The organism is Brakhagea baltica (genome assembly GCF_052161605.1).
Lineage (GTDB): Bacteria > Planctomycetota > Planctomycetia > Pirellulales > Pirellulaceae > JBKCUI01.
On sequence record NZ_CP197409.1, the window covers coordinates 736,991 to 761,640 of the forward strand.

25 protein-coding genes are annotated in these 24,650 nt (G+C 51.9%); 13 read left to right on the forward strand and 12 right to left on the reverse strand.

Going from position 1 to position 24,650, the window contains the following annotated elements:
• Nucleotides 1–39: 39 nt before the first annotated feature.
• On the forward strand, nt 40–1,797 hold the full coding sequence (locus tag SH449x_RS02900; protein ID WP_482379815.1) for a hypothetical protein: 1,758 nt from the start codon (nt 40–42) through the stop codon (nt 1,795–1,797).
• 167 nt (nt 1,798–1,964) lie between these two features.
• Here SH449x_RS02900 and SH449x_RS02905 read toward each other — a convergent pair whose 3' ends face one another.
• Complete coding sequence (locus SH449x_RS02905) at nt 1,965–3,278, reverse strand: glycosyltransferase family 4 protein (protein ID WP_482379816.1); 1,314 nt, start codon at nt 3,276–3,278, stop codon at nt 1,965–1,967.
• A gap of 568 nt (nt 3,279–3,846) precedes the next feature.
• Complete coding sequence (locus tag SH449x_RS02910; RefSeq protein ID WP_482379817.1) at nt 3,847–4,428, reverse strand: hypothetical protein; 582 nt, start codon at nt 4,426–4,428, stop codon at nt 3,847–3,849.
• Here SH449x_RS02910 and SH449x_RS02915 point away from each other — a divergent pair.
• A complete protein-coding gene (locus SH449x_RS02915) occupies nt 4,427–4,702 on the forward strand; it encodes a hypothetical protein (RefSeq protein ID WP_482379818.1) in 276 nt (91 codons plus the stop codon). The two genes, SH449x_RS02910 and SH449x_RS02915, sit on opposite strands and share 2 nt — an antisense overlap.
• A 1,519-nt stretch (nt 4,703–6,221) precedes the next feature.
• Here SH449x_RS02915 and rpiB read toward each other — a convergent pair.
• On the reverse strand, nt 6,222–6,737 hold the full coding sequence (gene rpiB, locus SH449x_RS02920) for a ribose 5-phosphate isomerase B (protein ID WP_482379819.1): 516 nt from the start codon (nt 6,735–6,737) through the stop codon (nt 6,222–6,224).
• Nucleotides 6,738–7,052: 315 nt separating this feature from the next.
• Between rpiB and SH449x_RS02925 the strand changes: the two genes are divergently transcribed.
• The 5 genes from SH449x_RS02925 (at nt 7,053) to SH449x_RS02945 (ending at nt 11,919) form a co-directional block, all read left to right on the forward strand.
• On the forward strand, nt 7,053–8,852 hold the full coding sequence (locus SH449x_RS02925; protein WP_482379820.1) for a 30S ribosomal protein S1: 1,800 nt from the start codon (nt 7,053–7,055) through the stop codon (nt 8,850–8,852).
• Nucleotides 8,853–9,243: 391 nt separating this feature from the next.
• Complete coding sequence (locus tag SH449x_RS02930) at nt 9,244–10,125, forward strand: RNA polymerase sigma factor (protein ID WP_482379821.1); 882 nt, start codon at nt 9,244–9,246, stop codon at nt 10,123–10,125.
• A gap of 65 nt (nt 10,126–10,190) precedes the next feature.
• Nucleotides 10,191–10,943: an SDR family NAD(P)-dependent oxidoreductase gene (locus SH449x_RS02935; protein ID WP_482379822.1), complete on the forward strand. Its 753-nt coding sequence runs from the start codon at nt 10,191–10,193 to the stop codon at nt 10,941–10,943.
• Nucleotides 10,944–10,990: 47 nt separating this feature from the next.
• Entirely contained in the window at nt 10,991–11,284 is a 294-nt protein-coding gene (locus SH449x_RS02940) for a DUF1330 domain-containing protein (protein ID WP_482379823.1), read from the forward strand.
• Between the two features lie 158 nt (nt 11,285–11,442).
• On the forward strand, nt 11,443–11,919 hold the full coding sequence (locus SH449x_RS02945; protein ID WP_482379824.1) for a hypothetical protein: 477 nt from the start codon (nt 11,443–11,445) through the stop codon (nt 11,917–11,919).
• Nucleotides 11,920–11,938: 19 nt separating this feature from the next.
• On the opposite strand, the gene SH449x_RS02950 is transcribed toward SH449x_RS02945, so the two are convergent.
• A complete protein-coding gene (locus tag SH449x_RS02950) occupies nt 11,939–14,110 on the reverse strand; it encodes a protein kinase domain-containing protein (RefSeq protein ID WP_482379825.1) in 2,172 nt (723 codons plus the stop codon).
• 5 nt (nt 14,111–14,115) lie between these two features.
• The gene (locus SH449x_RS02955) at nt 14,116–14,706 is read right to left on the reverse strand and encodes an RNA polymerase sigma factor (RefSeq protein ID WP_482379826.1); all 591 of its coding nucleotides are present in this window, start codon (nt 14,704–14,706) and stop codon (nt 14,116–14,118) included.
• Nucleotides 14,707–14,833: 127 nt separating this feature from the next.
• Here SH449x_RS02955 and SH449x_RS02960 point away from each other — a divergent pair, with 127 nt between their 5' ends.
• Together SH449x_RS02960 and SH449x_RS02965 are read left to right on the forward strand one after the other, a co-directional pair.
• Nucleotides 14,834–15,397, forward strand: a complete 564-nt coding sequence (locus SH449x_RS02960) for a hypothetical protein (RefSeq protein WP_482379827.1) — start codon at nt 14,834–14,836, stop codon at nt 15,395–15,397.
• Nucleotides 15,375–15,752, forward strand: a complete 378-nt coding sequence (locus SH449x_RS02965) for a hypothetical protein (RefSeq protein ID WP_482379828.1) — start codon at nt 15,375–15,377, stop codon at nt 15,750–15,752. The genes SH449x_RS02960 and SH449x_RS02965 overlap by 23 nt, the downstream gene beginning before the upstream one ends.
• A 103-nt stretch (nt 15,753–15,855) precedes the next feature.
• Here the strand turns inward: SH449x_RS02965 and SH449x_RS02970 are convergent, their stop codons facing one another.
• Entirely contained in the window at nt 15,856–16,125 is a 270-nt protein-coding gene (locus SH449x_RS02970) for a hypothetical protein (protein WP_482379829.1), read from the reverse strand.
• Between the two features lie 72 nt (nt 16,126–16,197).
• Nucleotides 16,198–17,217, reverse strand: a complete 1,020-nt coding sequence (locus SH449x_RS02975) for a hypothetical protein (RefSeq protein ID WP_482379830.1) — start codon at nt 17,215–17,217, stop codon at nt 16,198–16,200.
• An 889-nt stretch (nt 17,218–18,106) separates the two neighbouring features.
• Here SH449x_RS02975 and SH449x_RS02980 point away from each other — a divergent pair.
• From SH449x_RS02980 to SH449x_RS02995, 4 genes are all read left to right on the forward strand, one after another.
• Nucleotides 18,107–18,469 carry an RNA polymerase sigma factor gene (locus SH449x_RS02980; protein WP_482379831.1) on the forward strand — a complete coding sequence of 121 codons (363 nt, stop codon included), beginning with the start codon at nt 18,107–18,109 and terminating at the stop codon, nt 18,467–18,469.
• Between the two features lie 161 nt (nt 18,470–18,630).
• Nucleotides 18,631–19,044 carry a hypothetical protein gene (locus SH449x_RS02985; protein ID WP_482379832.1) on the forward strand — a complete coding sequence of 138 codons (414 nt, stop codon included), beginning with the start codon at nt 18,631–18,633 and terminating at the stop codon, nt 19,042–19,044.
• Nucleotides 19,045–19,189: 145 nt separating this feature from the next.
• A complete protein-coding gene (locus tag SH449x_RS02990) occupies nt 19,190–19,783 on the forward strand; it encodes a class I SAM-dependent methyltransferase (protein ID WP_482379833.1) in 594 nt (197 codons plus the stop codon).
• A 4-nt stretch (nt 19,784–19,787) separates the two neighbouring features.
• The gene (locus tag SH449x_RS02995; protein WP_482379834.1) at nt 19,788–22,187 is read left to right on the forward strand and encodes an amino acid permease; all 2,400 of its coding nucleotides are present in this window, start codon (nt 19,788–19,790) and stop codon (nt 22,185–22,187) included.
• 152 nt (nt 22,188–22,339) lie between these two features.
• Here the strand turns inward: SH449x_RS02995 and SH449x_RS03000 are convergent, their stop codons facing one another.
• The 5 genes from SH449x_RS03000 to SH449x_RS03020 all read right to left on the reverse strand — a co-directional run bounded on the left by SH449x_RS03000 (nt 22,340) and on the right by SH449x_RS03020 (nt 24,494).
• Nucleotides 22,340–22,582 (reverse strand): type II toxin-antitoxin system PemK/MazF family toxin, encoded by a 243-nt coding sequence (locus tag SH449x_RS03000; RefSeq protein WP_482379835.1) that lies wholly within the window; start codon nt 22,580–22,582, stop codon nt 22,340–22,342.
• The gene (locus tag SH449x_RS03005) at nt 22,524–22,775 is read right to left on the reverse strand and encodes an AbrB/MazE/SpoVT family DNA-binding domain-containing protein (protein ID WP_482379836.1); all 252 of its coding nucleotides are present in this window, start codon (nt 22,773–22,775) and stop codon (nt 22,524–22,526) included. The genes SH449x_RS03000 and SH449x_RS03005 overlap by 59 nt, the downstream gene beginning before the upstream one ends.
• A 90-nt stretch (nt 22,776–22,865) precedes the next feature.
• Nucleotides 22,866–23,117 (reverse strand): hypothetical protein, encoded by a 252-nt coding sequence (locus SH449x_RS03010; RefSeq protein WP_482379837.1) that lies wholly within the window; start codon nt 23,115–23,117, stop codon nt 22,866–22,868.
• A gap of 63 nt (nt 23,118–23,180) precedes the next feature.
• Nucleotides 23,181–23,795, reverse strand: coding sequence for a TolC family protein (locus SH449x_RS03015; protein WP_482379838.1), 615 nt, complete (start codon nt 23,793–23,795; stop codon nt 23,181–23,183).
• A 162-nt stretch (nt 23,796–23,957) separates the two neighbouring features.
• Nucleotides 23,958–24,494 (reverse strand): hypothetical protein, encoded by a 537-nt coding sequence (locus SH449x_RS03020; RefSeq protein WP_482379839.1) that lies wholly within the window; start codon nt 24,492–24,494, stop codon nt 23,958–23,960.
• Between the last annotated feature and the right edge of the window lie 156 nt (nt 24,495–24,650).

Consider the following 24,650-nt stretch of genomic DNA (forward strand, 5'->3'; position numbering starts at 1 on the left):
TCCACGCTGTTCACACTTACACGAATGAATCCAAAGGTCATGAAAAAGCTTCAGACACTCGCAACAGGCTTGGTTGTCTCCTTCACTTTAGGGAACGCTCTTCTTCATGATGCCTATGGTCAGAGACCGACCGCACCGAGGTTGTTTCCCAACAAGACGATGGCTTATATCCGCGTGGACGATACGCGTGAACTCAAGGACAAGATGAGTCAGACGGCTGGTGGTAAGCTGATGGAGGATCCCGAGATCAAGCCGATCATCGGTGATTTGTACAACGGTTTTGCACAGTTCGCACAAGGGATGCAGCAGGAAATCGGTGTAAACCTCGACGAGCTTCTTTCCATCCCTAACGGTGAGTTGGCCTTTGCGTTAGTAGCCACGAAAGAGGACCCGGTACCGTGTATCTTGATCGAGGCCGGTGACGAGATTCCAGCGGTGCAGCTGATGTTGGACAAGATGGAGGGGCGGATCGCGGCCCGTGGGGGAGAGCGGACCATAAAAACCGTTGGCAGACTCGATATCATTCAGCTCGGGCCCGGACGGCAATTCGCCTATTTTATTGACTCGGGGGTGTTTGTCGCATCCTCTGCCGCCTATCTGGAGAACCTAGCCATGATTTGGCAGGGGAGCGGAATAGATCACACCCCCCTAGCCGACAACAGAAATTTCACAGACATTTTGAGCCGTTGCGTGGGGACTGAGGGCGAGAGGCCTCAGATATCGTTCTTTGTCGATCCGATTGCGATCGCTCGTGAATCGTTGAAACGAAGCCCGTCATCGTTTATTGCCCTAACCGCAATGAAAACGCTTGGGTTGGACGGCATCAAAGGGGTTGGTGGCAGTGTGATTCTCGGGACAAACGAGTTCGATTCGATTGCACACTTTCATGTCCTCCTCGACACCAACAGGCAGGGCGTACTGCGTGCATTGCGTCCCAAGAGTGGGGCGACCGATCCCGAGTTGTGGGTAGATGATTCGGTTGTGTCCTACATGACGATAAACTGGGACGTCCAGCGTACCTTCAAAGCGATCGAAGAGATTGCCAACACTTTTGGAGGAGAGGATTTCTTCGAAGACAACTTCGTCAAGAACGCATCTCGGGCTCTCAATGTAGATTTCCGCAAGGAGATTCTCGATCAGATGAACGATCGAATCACGATGGCTCAGGTGGTTTTGCCAGACAAACGGATCAATAGTCAATCCAACGTTTTTGGGATTCATGTAAAGGACGCAGAACAAGTTAAGTCCTATGTGCTACCCAAGTTGTTTGAAGCTGCGAGACAAGCCGATAGCCGTTGGACTAGCAAGCAGACTGGCGACTACACGATCTACTATCAAGATCTCAGGATCTCGAGCGAGACGGTCCGCGCACCGCGTCCAGCTTTTACCATTGCTGGAAACCACGTGATCTTATCGGATGCCGTGGAATCAGTGGAACGTGCCCTAACCGTGTACGAGGGGGGGGACGATCTGTTGGCAGACTCGATCGAGTACAAGCTGATCCGCGATAAGATTAAAGAACAGCTAAAAGGTACAGAGTTTTCCACGATGGCTTATCAGCGTCCAGATGAGCAACTGCGGCTTTTCTACGATTTGGCTGCCGATCCAGCCAACATGGATAGGATGGAAGAAATGTCGGCGACCAATCCGATTTTTGTGCCACTTGTGTCTGCGTTGAGGGGACGCAAGTTGCCTCCGTTCGAGAAAATCTCAAAGTACATGGTCCCCTCGGGAGCTTTCCTAACCGAGGAAGAGAACGGACTCCATTACACCGCATTCTCATTAAAACGAGAATAGAAAGGGTGGCTCAAAAATAGAGTAGCCCCCCCTGACTTCGCCGCAATCTGTTGTGGACCGGGTGGCACTCTCTGAGGAACGAAGGGCGTGTCGGTGCTCCACAGCCTTCGTTCCTGTCACGGATGCACCGACCCCTCATTCGTCTCCAATGGATTGCTATCGCCTCGTCAGGCCCCCGCAATCAACGCTTGAATTCTCTTGGCATGGAGGGCAATGTCGATTTCCTCCAGTAGCGTGGGGGAGGGGGTGCTTTTTTTTGCTCCAGCCAACACAGCGGACTTGAGCTTTGCAAGCAGGTCATCGTTTGAGGTCGGCTCGAACAGTTCACCGAGCGGTTCGTTAGTCAGTCGCTTCACGCGCTCGTGAATTTCGGGAAAGGCGCCGTGAGCCGGTTCTAGGTAGGGAACACCACATGCCAAGGCTTCCAAGAGGAACAATCCTTTGGGTTCTTCGTAGGTTGTGGGAACGCAGAACAGATCCAGACTCTGGAGGAATTCCACTTTTTGACTTCGATCCACGCTTCCCACATACTGCCAGCGATCTGCGAGTCCGGCTGTGGACAATTTCTTCGACAATCGTTGAAAGTCCTCCTCGTGTTGCGGCCCTTTCCAGCCCGCGATCTTTAGCCTTACATTTTGAAAACCTGGAGCTTTCGAGAGTTCGATGAAGGCCTCGACCAGTCTATGAAAACCTTTCTCTGGACCGAGTCTTGCCAAATAGCCAATGTTGTACTCGGTCGAATTGCTAGCAACATTCGAGTGTGGCTCCTTTGCGAATTTTGCGCTCGAGAAATCTCGCAAGGGAATGCCGAGGGGGATCACATGCAAGCGATCCGAGGGAATACAGAGCATATCCTTCATCTTGTTCGCGTAGGCTCGGGAATGAACGATGAATCCGTCTACATCAGGTACAAGTGATTTCAGCAGTGCGATAGTCTGGGAGCGGTAAGGCTCCGGAAGCGACTCGATAAAGATGTCATCCCCCTGTAAGGTGACGAAGATCTTGGAGCGGCACTTTTGCTTGATTTCTCGGATTCCTCCACCAATAAGAAGATTGGTTAAGATCACGACATCGGGTGAGACATCGGTTGCGAGCCAATCCAGCAGGCGTTTGAATTCCTTTCTCTGGTTCCCCTTCAGTCCCTTGAGCATCGATACCGTCAAGGCACCGAGAAAGGTAGGTAGCGTTTTGCCCACATTTTTTGTGAGCATACGAATGAGGGCAGGAGAATTAAGGGCTCGGTCCACCCAGCTCGGCAGGTAAGCAATCCAGGGCATCTTCTGCTGTAAGTACACGTTGATGCCCCCCATAAAGACCTGGTCTTGGCTTACATTTTCGTCGTCAGTCCGGATGGGAGTGTAGACGGGCACCAACAGGCATTCGTTACCGAGCGATATCAGTTCTTTGGCGAGCGCATTGTCATGAATGCAGGAACCGCAAAACATTCCGCCAGCGCCAGCGGTGAGATAAACCATCTTCATGAGTTATGCTTCTTGTTAATTGGGGGTAAGCTTGCGGATCGCACAAACTCTCGCAACCGAATTGTCAAACAGGGCAAACTTTGCGGTGGTCAAGCCTTCCTACGTATCAGAGTCAATTCGAACGTTAAAGTTTACGTAAGTTGTTGACAGCAGGCATTTTTCGAAAAATGAACTGCCACTCTCAAGCAGCTTTCCATCTTCAGACGATACCTTAGCAGGACAACGCATCTTAACCTAGTGTCTAGGGAGGGAAGGTGTTGTTCTGAAGTGCCGGTAAACAAAAAACGGAGTTTAGGAAAGACTCGGCCGGCAGCCGTCAACATTGTTTCTCGCAGCTGAGGGGCTGTTAGGAAACAGACAACATGCAAGTGTTCGCGGGGCAAAGCAGGTAACCTTGCGATCGCGATACGAGGCTAACGAAGTCACTCCAGCACCTAGCTGGGTGGAGCCACGCCGGTAGAGGGCGATTTCGGCGGCGACTTCGTGCGCCGAAAACGGTCTCTACTCAACTGCATGTTGACTACCTGTAATTCGACGGTCGGCGACCATATTCGTAGGGAGATTTGGCTCAGATGAAATGGAACATTTTTGTAGGCTCGATGGTTCTCGGAGCGGCTCTTAGTGGCCAAAGCTTCGGTGGCGACCTCTTGAGCCGATTGTTGGGAGGTAAGGGTTGCGGAGCTTCTAGCTCTTGCTGTGACACCTCCGTTTGCGATCCGTCCTGCGGTGCAGAACTCGCTTCGTGCGATCCATCCTGCGGCGTTGAAATGGCTGGATGCGGTAGTGGTTTGTTTGGCAAGCGATTTTCCGGCCCATCTTGCGGCTGCGAAATCGCTGATCCTTGTGCAGCACCTACTTGCGGCGTTGAGATTGCGGCACCTTGTGGTTGCGGACCAACCTGCGGTGTAGAGCCATCCTGCTGCCCACCTCGCGGGACTCCAATTCTAGACGGAATCCGCAAGGATTTGGCTTGGAAGCGAGCTCGCCTTCGCGGCCTATTCGCGACAAAGTCCAGCTGCTGTGACACCGCTTGCGATCCATGCGGATCGGCTTGCGGACCAACCTGCGGTGCAGAACTCGCTCCATGCGGACTGTCTCGCGGACCATCTTGTGGAGCTGAAATCGCTGCTTGCGATCCATGTGCATCCATGGGTTGTGATAGCGGATGCGGCAGCCACAAGCGATGCGGCGGCGGATTGCTCAAGAAGATTTTCGCAACAGCTGGCAAGAGCTGCTGCGATGCAGGTCCAACAGCTTGCGATGCATGCCCATCAGCTTGCAGCTCCTGCGGATCGTCTTCGTCTGCTGTACCAACTCCAGCACCAGCTGCTGCACCAAGTGCACCAGCTCCTGTTGTTGACCCACACGCTTACTTGAACACCAAGCGTCATGTCATTCAAGCAAGCAGCACCCGCATTCGATAATTAATTTATCGAATACGGACTGCCTGTCCTAAGACATGATCTATCAAAATCAGCTCGTCGTGTTCCCTCGACGAGCTGATTTTTTTTATTTTCCATCGTCGTGTATTCTGGCTCTACGGTTTTCCGAATTCCCTCCGGCTGCGATTTTCGATGTGGCGATCTCCATTGCCTCGGGGACTTATGGTCAGCCAAACAAAATTCGCAATTCTCTTCTCTAGACACAGGCGAACCGAGTAGAGATTATGGGGGTCTTCAAGGATGAAGTCTTCCATCGTCAACTTCTTAGGCGTTCACCGTGTCTACTCCTCGTGCTCAGTCATTGAGCTATACTGCAACCGTTTTCTTTAGCATCTCCAGCTACTTTGTATTTTTTCTTTCCTTGGGTTTCAGCTCCTTTCCGCTGCAAACCCACCTTAGGCATACTTTGCCTGTTCAAACAGCCAGTTTGCTGGCAGGCCTGATTCCCATTGCTGCCTGCGGTACCTATTTTCTGGCGAGGTTTGCGGAATCGAAGGGCTTTCTGCGTTACCCCCAACGGGCTCAACTGGCTGCTGCGATAGGTGTCGCCTCGATGCAAGGAGTTTTAGGGCTGGTGCTAGCATCGGTCGCCGCTGGGCGAGTCTTTTTTTCGCCTGCGGTGGATGTCGGTCTCTGCCTTTTGGCATTGGGTTGTGTACAGTCCTGCATGATCACACTACTGAACCACAACGCGGTAGCATCGCTCGGCTCCCTGGCTTATACCGCGAGAGCCGCTGGCTCAGTGGGATATATGATTGCCGTTTTGTTCATGGGTGCCACGGGAGACAGTGTTCTCAACATCGAGGCCCAGCACTTGTACGCCGGATCGCTGATTTCCGTCGGTACCTGTTTACTCGCGATGATCGGTTGCTTCTTTTTACGGCCGATCACAACTGAGACTTCGCCTGTTCCGAATCAAAATCAAGACAAACCAAACGAGCCCGCGGTGGCTGGCAAAAAATGGTTTGGTTTGGTTGCGGTCGTGTACTTGGTGGCGATCGCGGAAATGTCGTTTGGTATGTACTCCCACGAGTTTCTCACGAGCAGGCTGGGCTCTTTCGGGTACTATCAATTCGCTATGGGGATCGCTTTGGAGATTGCAATACTCGTAACAATTCCGTTCTTCCCGGGTCTACGTCGTTACTTGTTGGTGGTTGGTCCCGCTGGCTGGCTGATCCTATTCAGTGGCTGCTTGCTCGGAATCTACGCGAATCCTTGGCTGGGACTTGCAAGCCTCGCCTTTTGCCTCAATTGCCCGTTTCAGATTTCGGCGAATGAAAATGCGATTCGAATGAAGCCTTCCGTCTCGGGGATCGCCTCTTTGACCCTTGCACAATCGCTTGGGTACGTTACGGCAGCATGCCTGTCGTCTTGGTTTGCAAGTAATTTGGCGAGGTTGGAGATGTTGTTTGGCTTGAGCTCATTGACGATGCCCATCCCCCAGTGGCTATTGTTTCTTCCACTTGGGGGAGTTGCCTTGGTAATCTCGTTGCGGATCGTCCTAAGCGGGAAGGTCGCTGACGCTAAAGCTGCCGGAGCAGACTCGTCTCTCGATGTCGGCGATCTTCGCCATGCGAGCAGCATGCCTTGGAGCGGGGCTATAGCGTGCTCCGAGGAAAGCCCGAACGACTTCAAAGGCGACTTCGGGGCCAATGACCCGAGCACCTATGCAGAGGACGTTCATGTCGTCGTGCTCAACACCTTGCCTGGCAGAGTAGGTGTCGTGGCAGAGGCTAGCCCTGATGCCAGGGAATTTGTTGGCAGCTACACTGACCCCCACGCCGGATCCGCAGACCAATATGCCTCGATCGACCTCCCCTTTGAGGATTTTCGCAGCGATAGCCTCAGCAAAGTCCGGGAAATCGCATGACTCTGCGGAGTGAGTACCGCAGTCGACGATCTCGACCGCTTGGGACTTGAGTAGCTGAAAAACCTCGTTTTTCATAAGAAACCCAGCATGGTCCCCCCCTATTGCGTACCGAAGTTCCTTGGGTGAAGCGATCGATTGTTGGCTCATATTGCTTGCGATAAGTGAGGACCCAGCAGCCGTTGCCGCTGTGGAAATTGTTGTTTTCGATAGATCTGGTTTAGCGCCGAGCTAGTGTTGCTTTGGAAAAGGATGGCTGATATAGTACCGGAATTCGTTGCCTGATCGTAAGGAGCGCCAAAAGGCGGTCCGTCAGGAAACTGGTCCACTAACCCTGCTCGTCGAATCCTGCTTCAGAACTTTATCGCCTAGAAGGAGTTCCGTAAATCGATCTTTTTCGGTTGACATAGCTTTCTCATGCGTCTCGTTCGGATTCGAAATTGAGTTGAAATAGGTTCTTTTCGCATGGTCAATCGCAATCTGATTCGTTCTCTCGAAGATGATCTCATGGAGAAGGAGCTCGACTCCTTGTTTGGAGATGCCGACGAAGAATACATTCTTGGCGAATTAGAGAACGTCAACAAACAGTTTGACGTCAATCAAATTATCGAAGGAAAAATCGTCGAGATCAACGAGGAATTCGTGATCGTCGACGTCGGCTTCAAGAGCGAAGGCGCGATTCATAAAAACGAATGGGAAGAGGGCGAACCACCTCCACAAATTGGGGATCTCGTTAAAGTTCTGATCGAAGAAGTCGAAGATCAGCACACCCCACCTGAAGATTCTCGCTCCATGATCAGCCTCAGCAAAGAGAAGGCTAAGAAGATCATCCAGTGGGAAATGATGATGTCGACTGTCCAAGAAGGACAGGTTGTCACCGGTACTGTTGTTCGCAAGATCAAGGGCGGTCTTTTGGTCGACATCGGCGTAAGCGTTTTCTTGCCAGCTAGCCAAGTAGACATTCGACGCCCCAACGACATCGGCGACTATATCGGTCGCGTTGTTCAATGCGAAGTTCTTAAGATCGATGACGCTCGGCGAAACATCGTCGTTAGCCGTCGCTCACTTATCGAAAAGCAGCGTGAGGAAGACCGTGAACACCTCATGGCCGAGCTGGACGTGGGCCAAGTCCGCAAGGGTATCGTCAAGAACATTGCCGACTTCGGTGCGTTCGTCGACTTGGGCGGAATCGATGGTCTTCTCCACATCACCGACATGAGCTGGGAGCGTATCGGGCACCCAACCGAAATGGTTGCCATCGATCAAGAAATCGAAGTCAAGATTTTGCAAATCGATCGCGAAAAGCAAAAGATCGCCCTGGGTCTCAAGCAAAAGCTCAACAACCCTTGGACCAATATCGCCGAGAAATATCCTGTCGGCTCCGTCGTCCCCGGCGAAGTTGTCAATGTGATGAGCTACGGTGCATTCGTGAAGCTCGAGCCAGGTATCGAAGGCTTGGTTCACATCAGCGAAATGTCTTGGACTCGTCGTATCAACCATCCAAACGAAATGGTTCAAATTGGCGACAAGATCGACGTCAAGATTCTCGGCGTCGATGCCCAGGGCCAACAGCTTTCTCTCGGTATCAAGCAGACCCAGTCCAATCCTTGGGACGTTGTGCTTGATAAGTATCCAGAGAATGCCGAAGTCGAAGGTAAGGTTCGCAACCTCACCAACTACGGCGCCTTTATCGAACTCGAAGAAGGTATCGATGGATTGCTCCACGTTTCCGATATGTCCTGGACACGCAAGATTAGCCATCCGAGCGAAGTCTTGACCAAGGGGCAGTCGGTCAAGTGCCGCGTTCTCAGCGTCGACCAATCTCGACGCCGTATCGCACTGGGACTCAAGCAACTCGACGACGATCCATGGAACACCTCCATCCCTGAGAAGTACCAGCCAGGTACTTTGGTCAAGGGTAAGGTTACCAAGATCACTAACTTTGGCGTGTTCATCTCCCTCGAGGATTCCCTCGAAGGCTTGCTGCACATCTCTGAGCTTTCCGATAGCAAGATCGAGAATCCAGAAGATGTCGTCAAGGTAGGAGATGAGATCGAAGTGAAAGTGCTTCGCGTTGACAGCGACGAACGAAAGATCGGTCTATCTCGCAAGCGAGTAGATTGGTCCGAAGAGCAAATGCGAGCGGAAGCCGAGAAAGAGGCTCGCGAGTCTGCCCCGCAAACTCGCTCTGACAGACCAGCTGTCGAGCTCAAGGGTGGATTGGGTAGCGAAGGGCCTCTCATCGCTCCGCCAACCGCTGAGTAATCACGAACCGGCAAACAACTAACGATTACGGCCGCTATAGGTCGTAACCAATGACTAAGAAAGCCTGGCTAACGCCAGGCTTTTTTCGTATTTCCGAATAAAACCGAACGGTCTTCAGCACGCCCCACAAAAAGCACCAACCTCCACAAGATAACCCCAACGGGGTTGCGCATCACAACCCAGGGTTGCGCCGCGCACGCTGGGAAAACTTGGAACGCTATTAATTGATACCGCCATCGCCAATGTTGAGCCTGCGGATAAAACCGAAACTGGGCATTCATTGTTTGTAATTTTGAGAAACTGCTGTCACGATCCGCCAATTCCGGTGTCCGAGGGGCAAGCGATCGTTCACTTATGATTCAAAAATTATCGCAATAGGAAAGGCCGAGCCATGCACAACCCATTCGCTGAAACTGTCGATGACTCGACGGACCGTGAGCTGATTGAACAGTCCAAGAACGGGAACAAATCTGCAGTAGAGAAACTAGTCCTTCGCCATCAAGCATGGATTTACAACATCGCGATCCGTATGGTGTTTCATCCGCAAGATGCCGAAGAAGTTACCCAGGAAGTCTTGATCAAGGCCATTACGCGGCTGAGCACTTTTAACGGCGAAAGTAAGTTCCGAACGTGGCTCTATCGGATCGTGGCCAATCATGTCCTCAACATGAAGCGTCGTGGGGGTGAAAGGGAAAATCAGACGTTTTCCACTTACGCCGTTGCCATCAACGGCACTCCCGATCTCGATCTTCCTGATCCTAAGGCTGTGCCTGCGGAAGTCCCCCTTCTTGTCGAAGAAGCCAAGATCTCTTGCACGACAGGCATGCTGCTGTGTCTCGATCGTAAGCAACGACTTATCTTTGTTTTAGCAGAAATATTTGGTGTTAGTGACACGGTCGGCAGCGAGATCATCGACATGTCACCGGATAATTTCCGGCAGTCGCTCTCCCGAGCGCGGCGAGATTTGTATCAGTTCATGAACAATCAGTGTGGGCTTATCAATTCCAACAATCCCTGTCGTTGCCACAAGAAGACCAAAGGTTTCATTGATGCTGGCCACGTTGATCCCAACAACATGATGTTTGCGTCTCAGCGCGTGCGCGAGATTAGAAGTGTAGCAGCTAGCACGTACGAGCAAGTCGACGATGTTCTTGACCGACAATATGCAACGCTCTTTCGCGACCACCCGTTCCTTGAGCCGAAGGATCAAATACTATGGTTGCGGCAAATGCTCGAACAGCGCAGCTTTCGAGACACGTTGCACTTAAACTAAAAAATTCGAGAGTGTTCTGTCACAGTCCTCCAAATGCGGTGTCAAAAGACACAGGAGGACGAAAAATGTCTAAATTGAAAACGAAAACAGCTTTAGTAACTGGTGCATCCAAGGGGATCGGGGCGGGTATCGCTCTAGAACTTGCTGCAGCCGGTGCATCGGTGGTGGTAAATTTCGCGTCGGATCAAAATGGAGCGGAATCCGTTGTTCGAAAGATTTCGGACGCGGGCGGTCAAGCGATCGCCATTCAAGGTGACGTATCGAACGCTAAAGACGTAAGCCGCCTGTTCGATCGATCGGCAGGCGTATTCGGATCGATTGATATTTTGGTCAACAATGCGGGCGTGTATAAGGCGATGCCCGTCTCCGAACTAACCGAGGCGGAGTTTCATCGAGAAATGAACGTCAATGTGCTTGGACCGTTGTTGACGATTCGAGAATCACTCAAGCACTTTAGTGCTGAAGGGGGCAGTATCATCAACATCGGCTCAGCCGCATCGCGATCGCTGCCTCCCAATTTTTCAATTTACGCAGCTAGCAAGAGCGGCTTGGATGCCATCACGGGAGTACTGGCTAAAGAGTTGGCATCGCATGGTATTCGAGTCAACTCAGTCAATCCCGGTGCCACGCTTAGCGAAGGAACCAAGGAAGCCGGTTTGTATGGTGTTGGTAGTGACGTTGAGAAGCAATTGGTGAGTATGACTCCACTGGGGCGCATTGGCACGCCACTGGACATCGCACGAGTCGTGGTCTTCTTAGCCTCGGACGATTCCAGTTGGCTGACCGGCGAAATCATCCACGCAACCGGCGGACTTTAATATTGTCTAACCAAACATTCAAACAAGAACCCCATAAGGAGAAACCAATGCCTGCTTACATGATCTTTATTCGCGAACAAACGCTCGACCGAGCTGAACTAGAAGCGTATTGGGCCAAGGTCGCCTCGACGCTCGACGGCGTTCCGATGAAAGTACTTTCTGCTTACGGTCCCCATATGACACTTGAGGGGCCTGATGTCGAAGGCGTCGTGGTAGCAGAGTTCCCCAGTATGGAAGTTGCTCGAGCATGGTACGATAGCCCTGCATACCAAGAAACTGCGAATCATCGACAACGAGGCGCAATCTATCGCGGCTTGCTTGTCGAAGGAACTCCCAGTTAACCGTGTGCTTTGCTCATCTCCAATACTGGAGTCGTTTATGCGCGACAGAGAGGAACAGTGGTTGGGTGTGAGGTCCCATTTGGAGACGCTGGACTTTAAAGAGTGCCAAGGATGCTGGCGATTGGTTTGCTCAACACAATCCCGGCTGTAAGTTATTCATGACTCAGCGTATCGTCGCCGAGATTCATTTGAGGCGTGTCAGTTCTCAACGATTACCTAGCCAAGTATGCGAAACAAGACGTGAAACGAAAGGCGACGGCTGTTTTTGTTCTGGTCAAGCGAGCGGAGCCCAAGAGAGTGATCGGTTATTATGCTCTGTGTGCGACATCGGTAGCCCTTGCTGCGCTTCCCGGGGAGGGGAGGTCGCGAGGAAACTTCCGCGTTATCCCGAAATACCGGCAATCTTGGTAGGACGACTTGCTCGAGACGTGAATCATCCTGGCGTCGGCGCGTTTCTGTTGTGTGATGCATTCACACGTTGCGTCCGAGTGGCAAGTGAGATCGCGGCAAGCCTGATCGTTGTGGATTCCAAAGGTGAATCCGCAACTTGTTTCTATAAGAAGTTCGGGTTTATCTCGCTACAGAATTTACCTGACCGGATGTTTCTTCCCATGCAGACGGCAGAGAAAACCTAATCTAGCGGCATACCCTGTATTATTGGTAGTCTTCGCTGCTGCGGTGAGCCTGGGAGTCACGGTCGGGTCGTTTGCCAGGCCGTTGAGTAGGAGTTGCTGAGGTGTTTGGTGGATTACGGAATACTCGGTGACAGTTGGTACAAGTCTCTCTGATAGCAGTGAGACGCAAATTTGCAATGGCGACGTCTTGCGATTGGGCAACCTCGAAGAGCGACTTTCCATGGTCACGCAATGCTTCACTGAAGGTGATCCATTCCGTTTGATCTTGCCTGCCATGCTGCATCAGTAGATTGCCCAATATGGAAATGGTCAGAGCCTTGCTTTTGATCGTTTCCCAATCACGTTTTGCTTCGGGCCTCGCATTCATTGAATCTTGAAGGTCATCCATCGCTGGGTTCGCTATGTGTTCCATCAAGTGACGAATGTGTTCGGGCATTCTTGATTCGACAAGTTCGTTCAATTTCTCGATTAGTTGTGAGATCGCTCTGTGGTTGGTGTCCGTCTGGCGGACTACGATGCATCGATTTTCCGGATGTGCAATGATTGAGACTTCGTCAACATTCCAGGAATCTGGGGCGACCGTTGCACGAATCAAATCGATCAGCGTCTTCAACTGGACCGCTACGGAAAGGTCGGAATCTCTATCGAGAAGCGCCCGCATACTATATGACACAACTGTCATTCTCGTCTGATCAATTTCCGTTACCTTGACAACCTTATTCCCTCCCTGGGAAAGCGTCACCATTCCATTCTCTACCGTTGCTTTGTCGAAGGAGTGTTCGATTTCAACGGTGTAATGTCCTGCCGCGATGCGAGTCGTCCGTCCATCTCGCGAAACCGTCAGCGATTTCACGACCTCGTCACCTTGCATAATACGGATCGGAACATCGTCGATTTCCGATTCAATTGTCAACGTGCCTTTATCCAACTCCAGCACGATTAAAATCCCCGCGAAGAACAGAGCAACGGCACCGGCTGCGGCGGCGATGAACTTGCTGATCGGTGGGCGCCGAGTCCTAATCGGTGCTAATTTCGCGACCGCTCCTGGCAATGGACTGGCTGCCGGTTGCTGAACATGAGCCAAACAGCCTTCTAGCAGCTCAGCAACTTGAGTTGCTGATTCGAAACGATCTTCGGGTCGCTTGGCCATCAGTCGCTCGATAAACTGACCGAGCCATTCAGGGACATCGGAATTGATTTCACAAACTGAAGTTGGATTGTCGCTAGCGATACGATGCAACACGCCGTAAGTCGTCTCTGCACGGAACGGTGAACGACCGGTACACATGGCATACAAAACACTGCCGAGCGAAAACAGATCGCTGCGCGCGTCGATCGGCTCGCCGCGAGTTTGCTCGGGCGACATGTATTGCGGAGTTCCTGCAATCACACCGCTGCAGGTCAACGACGCGTCATCGACAGCTCGTGCCAAGCCAAAGTCGGTGATTGTGACCCGCTCGACCCCCTCTTCGAGCAGGATATTCGCTGGCTTTATATCCCGATGTACTAACCCTTGATCATGAGCGGCGGCGAGTCCCGCTGCAATCTGGGCTCCAATCCGCAAGGTGTCCTTGAGCGGCAATGGTCCTTGTGAATCGATTCGCTTCTGTAGGGAAGTTCCACGCACATACTGCATCACCAGAAAGGGATGCGCATCTTCGCTGGCGACAGTGTGAATAGCGATGACATTAGGATGCAGGACTGCGGCGGCGGCTTTGGCTTCGCGTGCGAACCGCTTGCGAGCCGAACCGCTGGTGGCCAGATGCGGCGATATGATTTTGATGGCTACGATCCGGTCCAACGAGCAATCGTGCGCCTTGAGAACGACTCCCATACCGCCTGCACCGACAACTCCGGTGACTTCGTAACCACCGATGCGCCCTAGCGACTCTGGATCGTCGGTTGGGCCGAGCGCATCGAGCACTTGACGAATTCGCTGTGACCCCTGAGTTGCATCTTCGTGTCCATTGTCCGAATCGCCAGTCGAATCGTGTAAGGCACCGTTTCCCAAAAACTGCTTGGCTTCGTTCCATGCAGCCGCGTCCGCAGCCGCGTTATCGAGTCGCTGACGACAACGGGGGCAATCGTTAAGATGTATTTGCAGTTCATATTCCTCTTGAGAGCTCAGTTGTCCTCGGAGAAAAGTGTGCAGATAGTTGGGGTTGCTGCAATGTAGTTGAGTTTGTGCCATTAGTTTTATTCTCCTAGTTCAGAAATAACTTCGCGCAGTCGAAACATGATGCGACTGCGCGCGGTGTAGATCGCCCCGACGCTCTTGCCAAGCTCGGTGGCAACTTGTTCAGGTGTCAGATCACCGGCAACCGACAATTCAAAGGCCTGCCAGGAATCGGGACGGAATTCGACTTTCACCTTTTCAGCTGCTCGCAGATACAGTTCACGGCGCAGCTCGGTTTCAAGCAATGCCGTCGTAGCCCCATCTCGATCGACGGCTTCACGCAATAGTTCTTCGACGGAGGAGCCACCCGCAGCCTGATCCTTTGGCCGCCGCATCAATGCATTGAGAATCGCGTTCTTCGTCACCCGACTCAGCCAATGCCGAAACCGAGTCGACTCATCCCGCCTCTCCCACTGGGCGATCGCGCTAGCCACCACCATCAGGACTTGCTGTGACAAATCCTGAGCGTCCGCATGTTGCAGCCCCCGAGCCCGAGCGATCCGAACGATCACGGGTCGATAAATCTGAGCGAACATGTCCCACGCCTCTCGATTGGCAGGATCCTGCACCTGTACCAGCAGGCTATCACGTGTTTCTGGAAATTCGCTCAAGAAAAAGGTCTCCTACAAGGATTAACACATCCGGAGACCTATTCTGTCAGAAATTTGCCCAACAAGTAGGCGAGTCCTTGCGAGATTCTTGGAACCGACATTTCAGGCAGATACTGCAATGTGAATTGTGCTAAAACTCCCCGCATCAGACATACAAGCCCCCCTGTTCAATCATCCGGCAACGAAAGGCAAACCCGAGATCTACAAGGAGCGGCTACGTCCGATTCCATTCATGCTCCGCTTGGATGGCCAGCGGGGGGCGTGGAGGCAAATTGACGACGACGATGAGCGCGAAATGGATGCGTTGTCTGAGTCTGTCGATCGAATCTGGAAAAGTTTTTATCTCGATTTTTCCCACAGAACTTTTGAATCAGGTCGCCAGGGATGCCGGCGAATGGTTTGCCAAGCACAATTGCGACCGCAAGTTGTTCATGACTCTTTTGATCGCCGAACATTTCCCCCCCTAGTACTTCGTCAGGACCCAAAGCCTGCGGAGGGAGCGTTGATGAATTGGAAAGCGTTGTTTGCAGAGCAAGTTGCCGTCAAGGCAAAGGAACTGGCAGAGAAAAGTGGCTCTGCAGGTGTCATCACTCTCGGTCACTACCGTCAGGCTGCAACCATCGCAGTGCAGATGCTGGCGAGCGAAGTTCAGTGCACAGATTCACACGATGGCCGTCAAGAAGCAGCCTGATCCCAAATCAGCAAAAGTCTCTGCGGGGGCGAACGACTGGTTTCGTCAATTTCTAAAGCATCTCGAACTCTCTTGGTCCGAAATCGGACAAGCACTTCCTTCGGATGCCACCCCCGCAGACTTCGGCCCTACTGTAATGCGGGCCGTGTTGATGACCTTGCTGGACTCCCGACTCAACGTCGAACAAGTTGGTACTGGAAGAGGCTATCGAGCTTTTTCACCCGAAGAGCGTTTCCCGTATGTCAAGCCAATCATCATTCCCGACACCGCCATCGAATGCCGCAAGGTATGGCGCGAGATAGCCGACCTGATCCGCCAATCAAAACAGCCTTTGCATCTGAAAGTGATCTACTAACACCTCGGCATTACCAACGCTTCCCGCGCCGCCTACCACACCTGCCGCGCCGAAGCAGCAGGATTGATCAAAAAGCTCGGGCATCAAGGCGGTTGGGTTGTCGCTAAATCGCATTCCTAGGAAACCAAACACCTTTCATTTGTAGATCGTGTCGCGACGATATGATTTGGAAGTCGTCAACGAATTCAACCATTTTGTCCGAGAACACGAATCGAGATACTTGGCCATTCAACGGGCTGCAGACGAGCATCTCGTTTACGGCGGGCACATGGACTCCGTAATCATTCGCGTCTTCGCTTTCACAAACCTGCTTATCCAATTGCATGCCGCAGATTGTTCGATGATGATCCAAGTCCTTGCAGTACAGTGCCATTCGTGCCACCCACGTTTCTGGATACTGATCGTCGAAGGAATGGTGAGGACTAAGCGTTGAAGTAGACGACTACTACTTTTGTGATGATCTTTGTTTCTTCTTTCTTTCCTTACCGTACTGAACGTAGTCTTGCTCAATCTCCTCGATCAGTTTTTGCATGTCGATCTGATTGCACGACTCTTCGGTAAAGAGACTCGCATTGAATCTCTCTTCAGGAACATCGTTGCCAAATTTCCAGTTTGTAAAGAATATCTCCAAGTTCCCACAAACATTGGTGAACGTATCGGCAGTGCTCGATTCGATACAACGAGGAACCTTGCGATTCCCTACTTCAATCCAATCTGTTTTCGTCTCCGAACGCAGCGGCCAATCCTTGATGTCCTCGAGGTTGCGAGCCAAGCGATTTTCTTTTCCCGTCTTGTTGTATTTCACTCCGATAAACGCCTTGGTCCGAATGGGTAAAATGTCGTCACCAGCAGCAAACTGATACTCATACGCGATCTTCTTGCTATTTGGTAAGATCCATGCGCTAGAAACAGTACTATGTTCTTCCGGTTGTTTGAGGACCTCGGAATCGTCGATGAGCATTTTGAGAATCCCCTCTGTTTGCTCCGTTTCATAGGCGGAAAATGGACACAAAGCCATGTAGAATGGGTTAAAACGGCGTATCATTAAGTTCTGTGCAACTTGGCGCTGCCTACCGTTCTCATACTTGTCTGCAGTAGGAAGATAGCTTCCAAAAGAATCCGTCGTGACAAACGAGTTTCGATACCCACTGGTTTCCAGAACGTGTTCTTTTCGCAAGAATTCAATATTTGAAAATGACACCTCGTTAGGTTGAGCAGCATCTAGCCTGAGGTTCGACATTCCACCTTTGAAAGACATTCGACCGTAGCGAGTCACAAAACCCAACTTGTCCGTAACCTCTTGGAAGCTACACAAGCGAACACAAACTTCAGCCCGCTCCAATGAATCGCTCGCATCCAAAGCGTAAAACTCCATTCGCTCCTTGAACTCCTGCCCGAGAATACAACTCGCAAGTAAGCAAACAAACGCAAAAATGAAGATCTTTGAGTATCCAAAAATGCACATGGAAAAAATCCTTCAGAGAACCTTACCACCAATGGGGCAGAATGCTGTGCTTCTGCCCGAAAACAGACACTGATACGCTACTCAGGCTAGAGAACCGTTACCTCTTTGGGATTCCCCCCAAACTCGTCCAAATTCCGGGTCCAGAGCCTCCATCAGCGGGAGGGCAACTACCATTCAGTTGTGTTATTCGAAGATTCATGTCAACCCCCACGGTCGAGGTTGCACAGATCGAGTTGCCCTCGCCCATTGCAAGCAACTCAACTTGAAATCGTCTTCCATAATCATTCGCATTGAGATTTTCCGCAGTTAGAATCGCCTTACCCGCCAGCATTCCGTGTCGGTTCACTGTGCGAAGCGACGAAGGGAAAAACGAAGTCTCCTCCGCCAACCGGAACTCTAGTGAAATCGGATAATTCGTAACTTCATTCTTGCCTAGCAATTTGATTGGGACGTTGCACGACTTTTGATGGGCAATCTTCCGAGTAGATGAGTTCTTTGGATTCAGCGTGGAACAATTGTCTGGGCCACGGCGTGCAGATCTTGACGGACAACAACGATGGCGGGTGGATATGTCGAGTTAGGCAATTCGGCTTCGTCATGGCGATGATAGCCACATGGGTTAACAATTGCGTTGGATTTCCAGTGAGAGACCGACAAAATGATCATTCGAATCCTGTCGCATGTCTAGAGAAAAAATCCAGTGAGATGGTGAGATTTGCAAAAAAGGACTCTTGTTTTTCAGTGCGTAAATCCCGTTAGGCAAATAGCTTGAGTCGACCTGAGGTATTTCGTGAGTCGTTTGCCGTGCCGCTTTGGCATAATCGTAGGTGAAAAGGAATGTATGTAAGGAAATCTCCGATCAAGTGTGAATGATAGTAGAGGGAACCCCATGAACGAATGGCCAGCGACGAATCCAAGCTTGATCTTGCGAATCAAAGATCTTCAAAACGCCGTAGCCTGGAATGAGCTAATGGCCATCTACCGAGCTGTGGTTTATCGTTTGGCTCGGCGGAAAGGGCTGCTGCACGAAGATGCCGAAGATCTTGTTCAAAGTGTATTCATGTCTCTCGCCAAAGCCATCGATCGGTGGGAGCATGGGGAAGGCCCGCCGCGATTTCGAAACTGGCTCGGGAAGATTGCTCGCAATGCGATCGTGAACGCTGTCACACGCGTAAAGCCTGATCGAGCTACTGGAACGTCGAGTGTCATGCGCGCCTTAGAGTCTCTACCCGAGGAAGCAGAGACCACCTAGGTCTTGCTCGTCGAATGCCGACTGGAGGCGATTCGTTGGGCCGCGCGAGATCCGATCCGAGTTCTCCGACGCCACCTGGGCCGTATTCCAAGCGACCGCTATCGAAGGTCGACCAATAGCGGAGGTCGCGCAGGTTTTCCAGCGGACGATCGGAGCCGTCTATGCAGCGCGCTGCCGCGTCGCAGCTCGATTGCGAGAAAAGGTACAAGAAGCATCTGCTTATTGGAGTGAGTTTTAATGCAACCATCATTCACTTGCCTCTTGGAGAGCGGCCGCCCAGTGACTTGGATGAAGGATTCGGACCATGGCTGGGCGGACAAGGGGCGTGGTCTGCATCCACCTACACCAATGGTACTCGAGGTCTTTTTCCTACATCTGGTGCTGTGCGAGTAAACCTGCTTGCCGAATGCGACGGGCGAACGAACCTAGGCTTTCAAAGTGGAGAGCGAGGTACCCGTTGTCCAACGCACCATTGGAGCTTCCATTCTGGCGGAGCGGTATTTGCCAAGGCGGATGGCTCGGTGATATTTTTGTGTTCGCGTTGCAATCCACGTAGATTGGATTGTGCATCCTAGAGCTCTCACAGTTCGCTCTGGGTTGTTTGGTTTCGTATACCCGCATAGAATCATTTGGTTATCAACTTGCCACACACCATAAAAAGCTGCGATGGATAGGACACTACATTGGGAAAACGTCTACCAGACAAAGAGTTCGACCGAAGTGAGTTGGTACGAACCCGATCCGAAACAATCGCTCGATTTGATCCTTCTAGCTGCTGGAGAATCGCGAGGCCGCGTGCTTGATGTGGGCGGAGGCCAGTCTTTCTTGGTCGATCGATTGCTGGATGCAGGATTCGCGAGTGTGACTGTACTCGATATCTCGCAAATCGCCATCGAGGCAACCAAGGCACGACTGGGGGATCGGGCTTCCCAAGTGGAATGGATCGTGGCCGACATCACGCGTCGCGACTCACTGGGCGAGTTCGATATATGGCACGATCGAGCAGTGTTTCATTTCATCACCGATCCAGACGACCGACGGCACTACGTGGAGTTACTGAAGCGTTCTCTGCCCATTGGCGGTTACTTCATCGTCAGCACCTTCGCCATTGGCGGTCCCGAAAAGTGCAGCGGCCTCCCCATCCGCCAATACGACTCCGCCACGATGCAATTAGAACTGGGGGCGGCGTTCGAACCCGTACAATGCAGCGAGTATCTGCACACCACACCAACGGGCAAACCCCAGCAATTCTTCTTCGGTATCTATAGACACGTTGACGGAACAGCGCACAACTCGAGCCTTGAAAGTAAATGACGATATGAATGCACTCGCTCATATTAAGGCGATCAAACTCCAGGCTATTACAATCATGCTGTCTGCTAGCTTGATGGCCGCATGCACGTACGGCCAAGACTCAGACTCGCAATTGCTGGAAGATGCCAAGGCGACGTTCGGGATAGTCTCTGCCCCCACGCAAGAAGAACTCGATCAACCGATCGTGGAACTTGGGCGGCATCTGTTTTGGGATGAGCGACTCTCCGCCAATGGCAAAGTAGCGTGTGCCTCTTGTCATGCAGCATCTGCATGGGGTGCCGATGCGGAGCGATACTCACTCGACGCAAAAGGCAAACTGACAAAACGTAACTCACAAACCATCTTCAATGCAATGCTTCAGCCAGGCCTGCGTTGGACTGCGGACCGCAAATCGGGAGCTCATCAAGCAGAGAAGTCGCTCACTGGTTCCATGGGGTTTGCGCAAGCGGAGGATGTACTTCCGTTGCTTGAAGAGCACGGATATGGGCCACTCTTCCGTGTTGCGTTTCCAAACGAAGCGACTCAAGTTACGCCGACCAACTATGCTAAGGCTATCGAAGCCTACGAAGCGACTTTGACAACGCCGGCTGCATTCGATCGGTACCTCGCTGGCGAAAATGAAGCACTATCTGCCAAACAAAAAGAGGGGCTACGGCTTTTCATGACGATCGGTTGCGCAGATTGTCACACGGGCAAACTGCTAGGTGGCGAAGGATTAGAAAAGTTCGGAGTTCATGCTGACTATTGGACGCTAACCAAGTCGCAAGTCCAGGATGAAGGGCTATTCGAATCAACCAAGAAGGATGAGGAAAAGTTCTCGTTCCGCGTTTCCATGCTGCGTAACAGCGAGAAGACCGGCCCGTATTTCCACGATGGATCGGTCAGTGATCTAAAGGAGGCCATTCAGATCATGGCGAAACTGCAACTCGACCTCAATCTTAGCGATCAAGAAATTGAAGCTATCGCATCGTTCTTAACATCTTTGACCGGTCAAGTTCCCAACAGCTATAGCGAGCCAGAACAGCCGGTGACAACGACCATGAACAAGCGAAAGCGACTCTTAGATTGGACCTTCCAAATTGCGATGACCGACTCTCAGCATAAACCGGTTGCCAATGCTTTGCGCCGAGAGTTGGGGGTCTTCGGTGCGACGATGATGGGGCTTGGTGCCATTGTCGGTACAGGTATTTTCGTGAGCGTAGGATATGCAGCAGGGGTGGCTGGTGATTGGATCGTGGTCGCAATTGGTGTGGCCGCGATCGTGGCAACACTTAATGGCCTCAACAGCGCGCAGCTGGCAGCAGCTCATCCCGTTAGCGGTGGGACTTATGAGTACGGTTACCGCTGGTTGCATCCCAGTCTCGGTTTTACGGCGGGCTGGATGTTCTTGTGCGCCAAGAGCGCCTCAGCCGCAACGGCTGCACTTGGCTTTGCAGGTTACGGACTTCGATTGATCAATGTTGATGCAGACTACTTAAAAGTCCCGATTGGACTTCTCGCACTTGCAGTAGTCGTAGCCTTCGTTTTGTTTGGCGTTCGTTGGAGCAGCATCTTTAATGTATCAGTCGTTTCGATCACTCTTACTTCGTTGGCGGTATTTGTGGCCGTCGGGCTGTACACCCTTTGGTTTTCATCTGGCAGCGTTGCAGACCTAACCCCGCGTTCCGAGGCACAAGAGGGTTCACCGCTGCGCGGCCTACTTGAGGCCTGTGCTTTGATGTTCGTGGCGTACACCGGTTACGGTCGGATTGCGACTCTGGGAGAGGAGATCCGCAACCCAAGTAAAAATATTCCCATCGCTATCGTTGTGACCCTCGGCATTTCGATGGTGCTTTATATGTCTGTAGCGTGTGTATCCATCACCGTCGTGGGGGCATTCGACTTTGGAAATGCAGCCATCTCAAAAGCTGCACCGCTCGAAATGGTTGCCAAACGGTTTGCCATTTCACAGGTGAGCTATGTGGTTGCAGTCGGTGCAGTTACCTCCATGCTAGGCGTGTTGATCAATTTGGTTCTTGGTTTATCGCGTGTCGTGTTGGCCATGGGACGTCGAAAGGATCTACCCGAACTATTTGGTCGAGTGGATACTGCCGGACGCGCCCCAACGAATGCAGTTTTGCTTGTGGCGCTGATGATTGCGATTCTGATCCTCACAGGGAACACCAAGACAACCTGGTCGTTTAGTGCATTTACAGTGCTCATTTACTACTCCATCACCAATCTAGCGGCGATCCGTATGTCGGATAGCGAACGTCGTTATCCGCGCTTCATCGCTTGGCTAGGTCTGTTTTCCTGCCTTTTCCTTGCGTTTTGGGTTGAACCCGCCATCTGGCTGGTAGGGCTAGGGCTGATCGCAATGGGGCTCGTTTGGTGGCGGTTTGGTAAGCCCTGGCTCCTGCATTAGCAACTTCCAATCCAGTCCGCATTGTGAAGCGTGTTGTGAAGCGTATTGTCGCAAACCAAGGCGGCCAATGCGCAGTGGCCAGTCGTGTTGGCGGATGGACTACTTTCTGGGTCCAGCTTCGTGCATTCTACGCGCATCGAGCCAATGATAACCTAGACATCAGGATTGATTAAAAGAGCTTCGATCCTAGCAATCACGTCTGACAGTTCTGAGTCCGAAACGTGATGAATGAACTGAATATTGCGAGCTCTCCAGTCGACACTATGCAAATGATCCGAGAGCACGACTCCTGAACTGCCATCGTCACTTTTAATTGTGACTTCAAACGCATATCCTTTAGCTTGCCGGGTTGCCGGACAAAGAACGCAAATCATCGCCAAAGTCAGTTTCGCCATGAAGCTGTGAAGGTTTGCAATTCTTAAGCAATGCACCTAGGCTAAGCCTAACTGGTTTGTCCGGTCTAACAATCAATTCCCCGTCTCTCACACTAAGTTTTACAGAAGTCCCTTCCTCAACTTCAATTTGTCCTGCTAGGGCGTGGGGGATTCGCACGGCGAGACTATTTCCCCATTTCTGTACAGTTGCCATTCATATGCTCCTTTTACATGTAGATACAATGAAGACACTTCAGGAGTTTTGTTGGGGCAACGATTGATATGCGCAAAGTCATTCGCCAGTCTACCGCACGATATCGCTTGTCGCCGGCGCGGTGACAGGCCACCCGAGGGCCCACTGGAGTTGCAATTGCGCTCGGTTGTAATTGGCAACTGCATTCAAGTAGGCTCGCTGTGAGGTTTCAAGGGCTTGAATTGCCTGTAAGACCTCGATCGGCAAACCTTGAGCTTCTTGGATTCTTTCCAGATTACGTTGATAGGAATTTCGAGCCCGCTGAATAGCCTGTTCCGCTAACTCTATTTGCTGCCGTCGCATTCGAACCTGAACATTTGCCTCCGCGATCTCTTGAGCGACACGGTCTAGAACGCGTATCTTTTCTTAAACGGCCTGTTGCACTTGGGCCGATCGCTCGCGACGTGCGGCTCGCTCCCCCATTCCGAGGTTCCGCGTCTCCCAAACCATCATAGCATCAATGTCGTATCGGCCACCGAAGTTGCTGGCGTTACTTCCCAATCCCCCGCCAAAACTAGTCGTACTAAAACCTAGTAGAACACTCGGAACGAAAGGTGCATACTTTTCACGTTTATACGCTTCGCATGCAGCCGCCACTAGCGATTGCATTTCCTTAAGTTCAGGACGCGTCGAGAGCCCCGCAGAAATAAGTGTTGACTCGTCAGAGTCTGTTACAGTCAAGTCCAAAGGAATGATAACCGGCTCTTGAGGAATCAAGGCGGAGGTCATCGGAATGCTTAGGGTTCGGGCTAACCGAGTGGACGCGATTTGCTGCTGCTCGCGAGCTGTGAGTTCCCGCGTTTGCACCAAGGCTAACTCCGTCGCGCATCGATCTGCGTCGGCTTGCAGGCCCTGGCCAGCATCTGCATAGTCTCTGGTAAGTGTTACAAGCTTGGCTGTTTGTCGAAGCGCTTCTGATACGATCTCAATCTCCTGAGTGGCTTCGAGAAGATCGATATAACCAAGAGCACCTGCGAGCAATTGGTCGTTAAGAGCCGTTGTAGCGGCATGACTTCGAGCCCATGCTGTTTTCTCAGAAATGCTTGGCAGGAAGATCGCATCCGCCAGGTGAAACCTTGCTACTATACCTGGTTCTGTCGGTGAACCAGCCGCAACAGCTCCTGCTCCAAGTCCATAATTGAATTAGTTGAGATCAACATCGACGATGGCACCTTGCACATCTTGATAGTTGCCATCGCGTCGCCGGTAATTAAAACCGGACTGAATGCTGGGTAGCCACATTACTTTGGCGCGGTCAAGTTGCGCATAGGCCTCCTGAACACGCCATCGAGCGAAACCGACGACCGGGTGTTGACCACCGATCATGGCTAAGGCCGTCGGTAGGTTGATTGGTATCGTTGCAGACTCAGGTTCAACGGACATCGAGTCGGTGTTATCCAGCATGTTGCCTGCCATCTCTGGAGCAAGGACCACAGGCGATTCGGGCCAATCCGTTTGCGAATATGTCGGGGTGGGAGCTTCGACGAAGGCAGCTGGGGCCACTCCCATGGCTACGGCGTTGGTCGCGTTCAGCTGTGCTGCTGACCTAACTGCTTCTGGTTCCGCTACCGTCAAACTTTGCGTAGTCGGATACTTATGCGTAGGCGATGTTGTCGCACAACCGCCCAGCACAGTTGTCCAGGTAAGGGCTCCCACCCACATCGAATCGTGCCATCTCATATCGCCTAATTCCTTTCAGCCAAAAGCGGATCGCCCCAATCCGTGAGAGTGCCGCGATTGTGATGTCTGTGCTAGTTTTGTTTCGGCCAACGAAAACAGCAGGAGTAGCGCCTGTAACACTTGATTAGCAAATTCTAATTGTCCAGCTGTAGGTAG

What these genes read in the sequence shown, in the direction of transcription:
- SH449x_RS02905 (WP_482379816.1), bottom strand. Translation starts at nt 3,278, where the DNA reads ATGAAGATGGTTTATCTCACCGCTGGCGCTGGCGGAATGTTTTGCGGT.
- SH449x_RS03005 (WP_482379836.1), bottom strand. Translation starts at nt 22,775, where the DNA reads ATGGCAACTGTACAGAAATGGGGAAATAGTCTCGCCGTGCGAATCCCC.
- SH449x_RS03010 (WP_482379837.1), bottom strand. Translation starts at nt 23,117, where the DNA reads ATGCGACGGCAGCAAATAGAGTTAGCGGAACAGGCTATTCAGCGGGCT.
- SH449x_RS02935 (WP_482379822.1), top strand. Translation starts at nt 10,191, where the DNA reads ATGTCTAAATTGAAAACGAAAACAGCTTTAGTAACTGGTGCATCCAAG.
- SH449x_RS02940 (WP_482379823.1), top strand. Translation starts at nt 10,991, where the DNA reads ATGCCTGCTTACATGATCTTTATTCGCGAACAAACGCTCGACCGAGCT.
- SH449x_RS02915 (WP_482379818.1), top strand. Translation starts at nt 4,427, where the DNA reads ATGGGTTGTGATAGCGGATGCGGCAGCCACAAGCGATGCGGCGGCGGA.
- SH449x_RS02925 (WP_482379820.1), top strand. Translation starts at nt 7,053, where the DNA reads ATGGTCAATCGCAATCTGATTCGTTCTCTCGAAGATGATCTCATGGAG.
- SH449x_RS02995 (WP_482379834.1), top strand. Translation starts at nt 19,788, where the DNA reads ATGAATGCACTCGCTCATATTAAGGCGATCAAACTCCAGGCTATTACA.
- SH449x_RS02930 (WP_482379821.1), top strand. Translation starts at nt 9,244, where the DNA reads ATGCACAACCCATTCGCTGAAACTGTCGATGACTCGACGGACCGTGAG.
- SH449x_RS02970 (WP_482379829.1), bottom strand. Translation starts at nt 16,125, where the DNA reads ATGGCACTGTACTGCAAGGACTTGGATCATCATCGAACAATCTGCGGC.
- SH449x_RS02980 (WP_482379831.1), top strand. Translation starts at nt 18,107, where the DNA reads ATGAACGAATGGCCAGCGACGAATCCAAGCTTGATCTTGCGAATCAAA.
- SH449x_RS03020 (WP_482379839.1), bottom strand. Translation starts at nt 24,494, where the DNA reads ATGAGATGGCACGATTCGATGTGGGTGGGAGCCCTTACCTGGACAACT.
- rpiB (WP_482379819.1), bottom strand. Translation starts at nt 6,737, where the DNA reads ATGAGCCAACAATCGATCGCTTCACCCAAGGAACTTCGGTACGCAATA.
- SH449x_RS03000 (WP_482379835.1), bottom strand. Translation starts at nt 22,582, where the DNA reads ATGGCGAAACTGACTTTGGCGATGATTTGCGTTCTTTGTCCGGCAACC.
- SH449x_RS02945 (WP_482379824.1), top strand. Translation starts at nt 11,443, where the DNA reads ATGACTCAGCGTATCGTCGCCGAGATTCATTTGAGGCGTGTCAGTTCT.
- SH449x_RS02975 (WP_482379830.1), bottom strand. Translation starts at nt 17,217, where the DNA reads ATGTGCATTTTTGGATACTCAAAGATCTTCATTTTTGCGTTTGTTTGC.
- SH449x_RS02900 (WP_482379815.1), top strand. Translation starts at nt 40, where the DNA reads ATGAAAAAGCTTCAGACACTCGCAACAGGCTTGGTTGTCTCCTTCACT.
- SH449x_RS02985 (WP_482379832.1), top strand. Translation starts at nt 18,631, where the DNA reads ATGCAGCGCGCTGCCGCGTCGCAGCTCGATTGCGAGAAAAGGTACAAG.
- SH449x_RS02910 (WP_482379817.1), bottom strand. Translation starts at nt 4,428, where the DNA reads ATGGATGCACATGGATCGCAAGCAGCGATTTCAGCTCCACAAGATGGT.
- SH449x_RS02965 (WP_482379828.1), top strand. Translation starts at nt 15,375, where the DNA reads ATGGCCGTCAAGAAGCAGCCTGATCCCAAATCAGCAAAAGTCTCTGCG.
- SH449x_RS02950 (WP_482379825.1), bottom strand. Translation starts at nt 14,110, where the DNA reads ATGGCACAAACTCAACTACATTGCAGCAACCCCAACTATCTGCACACT.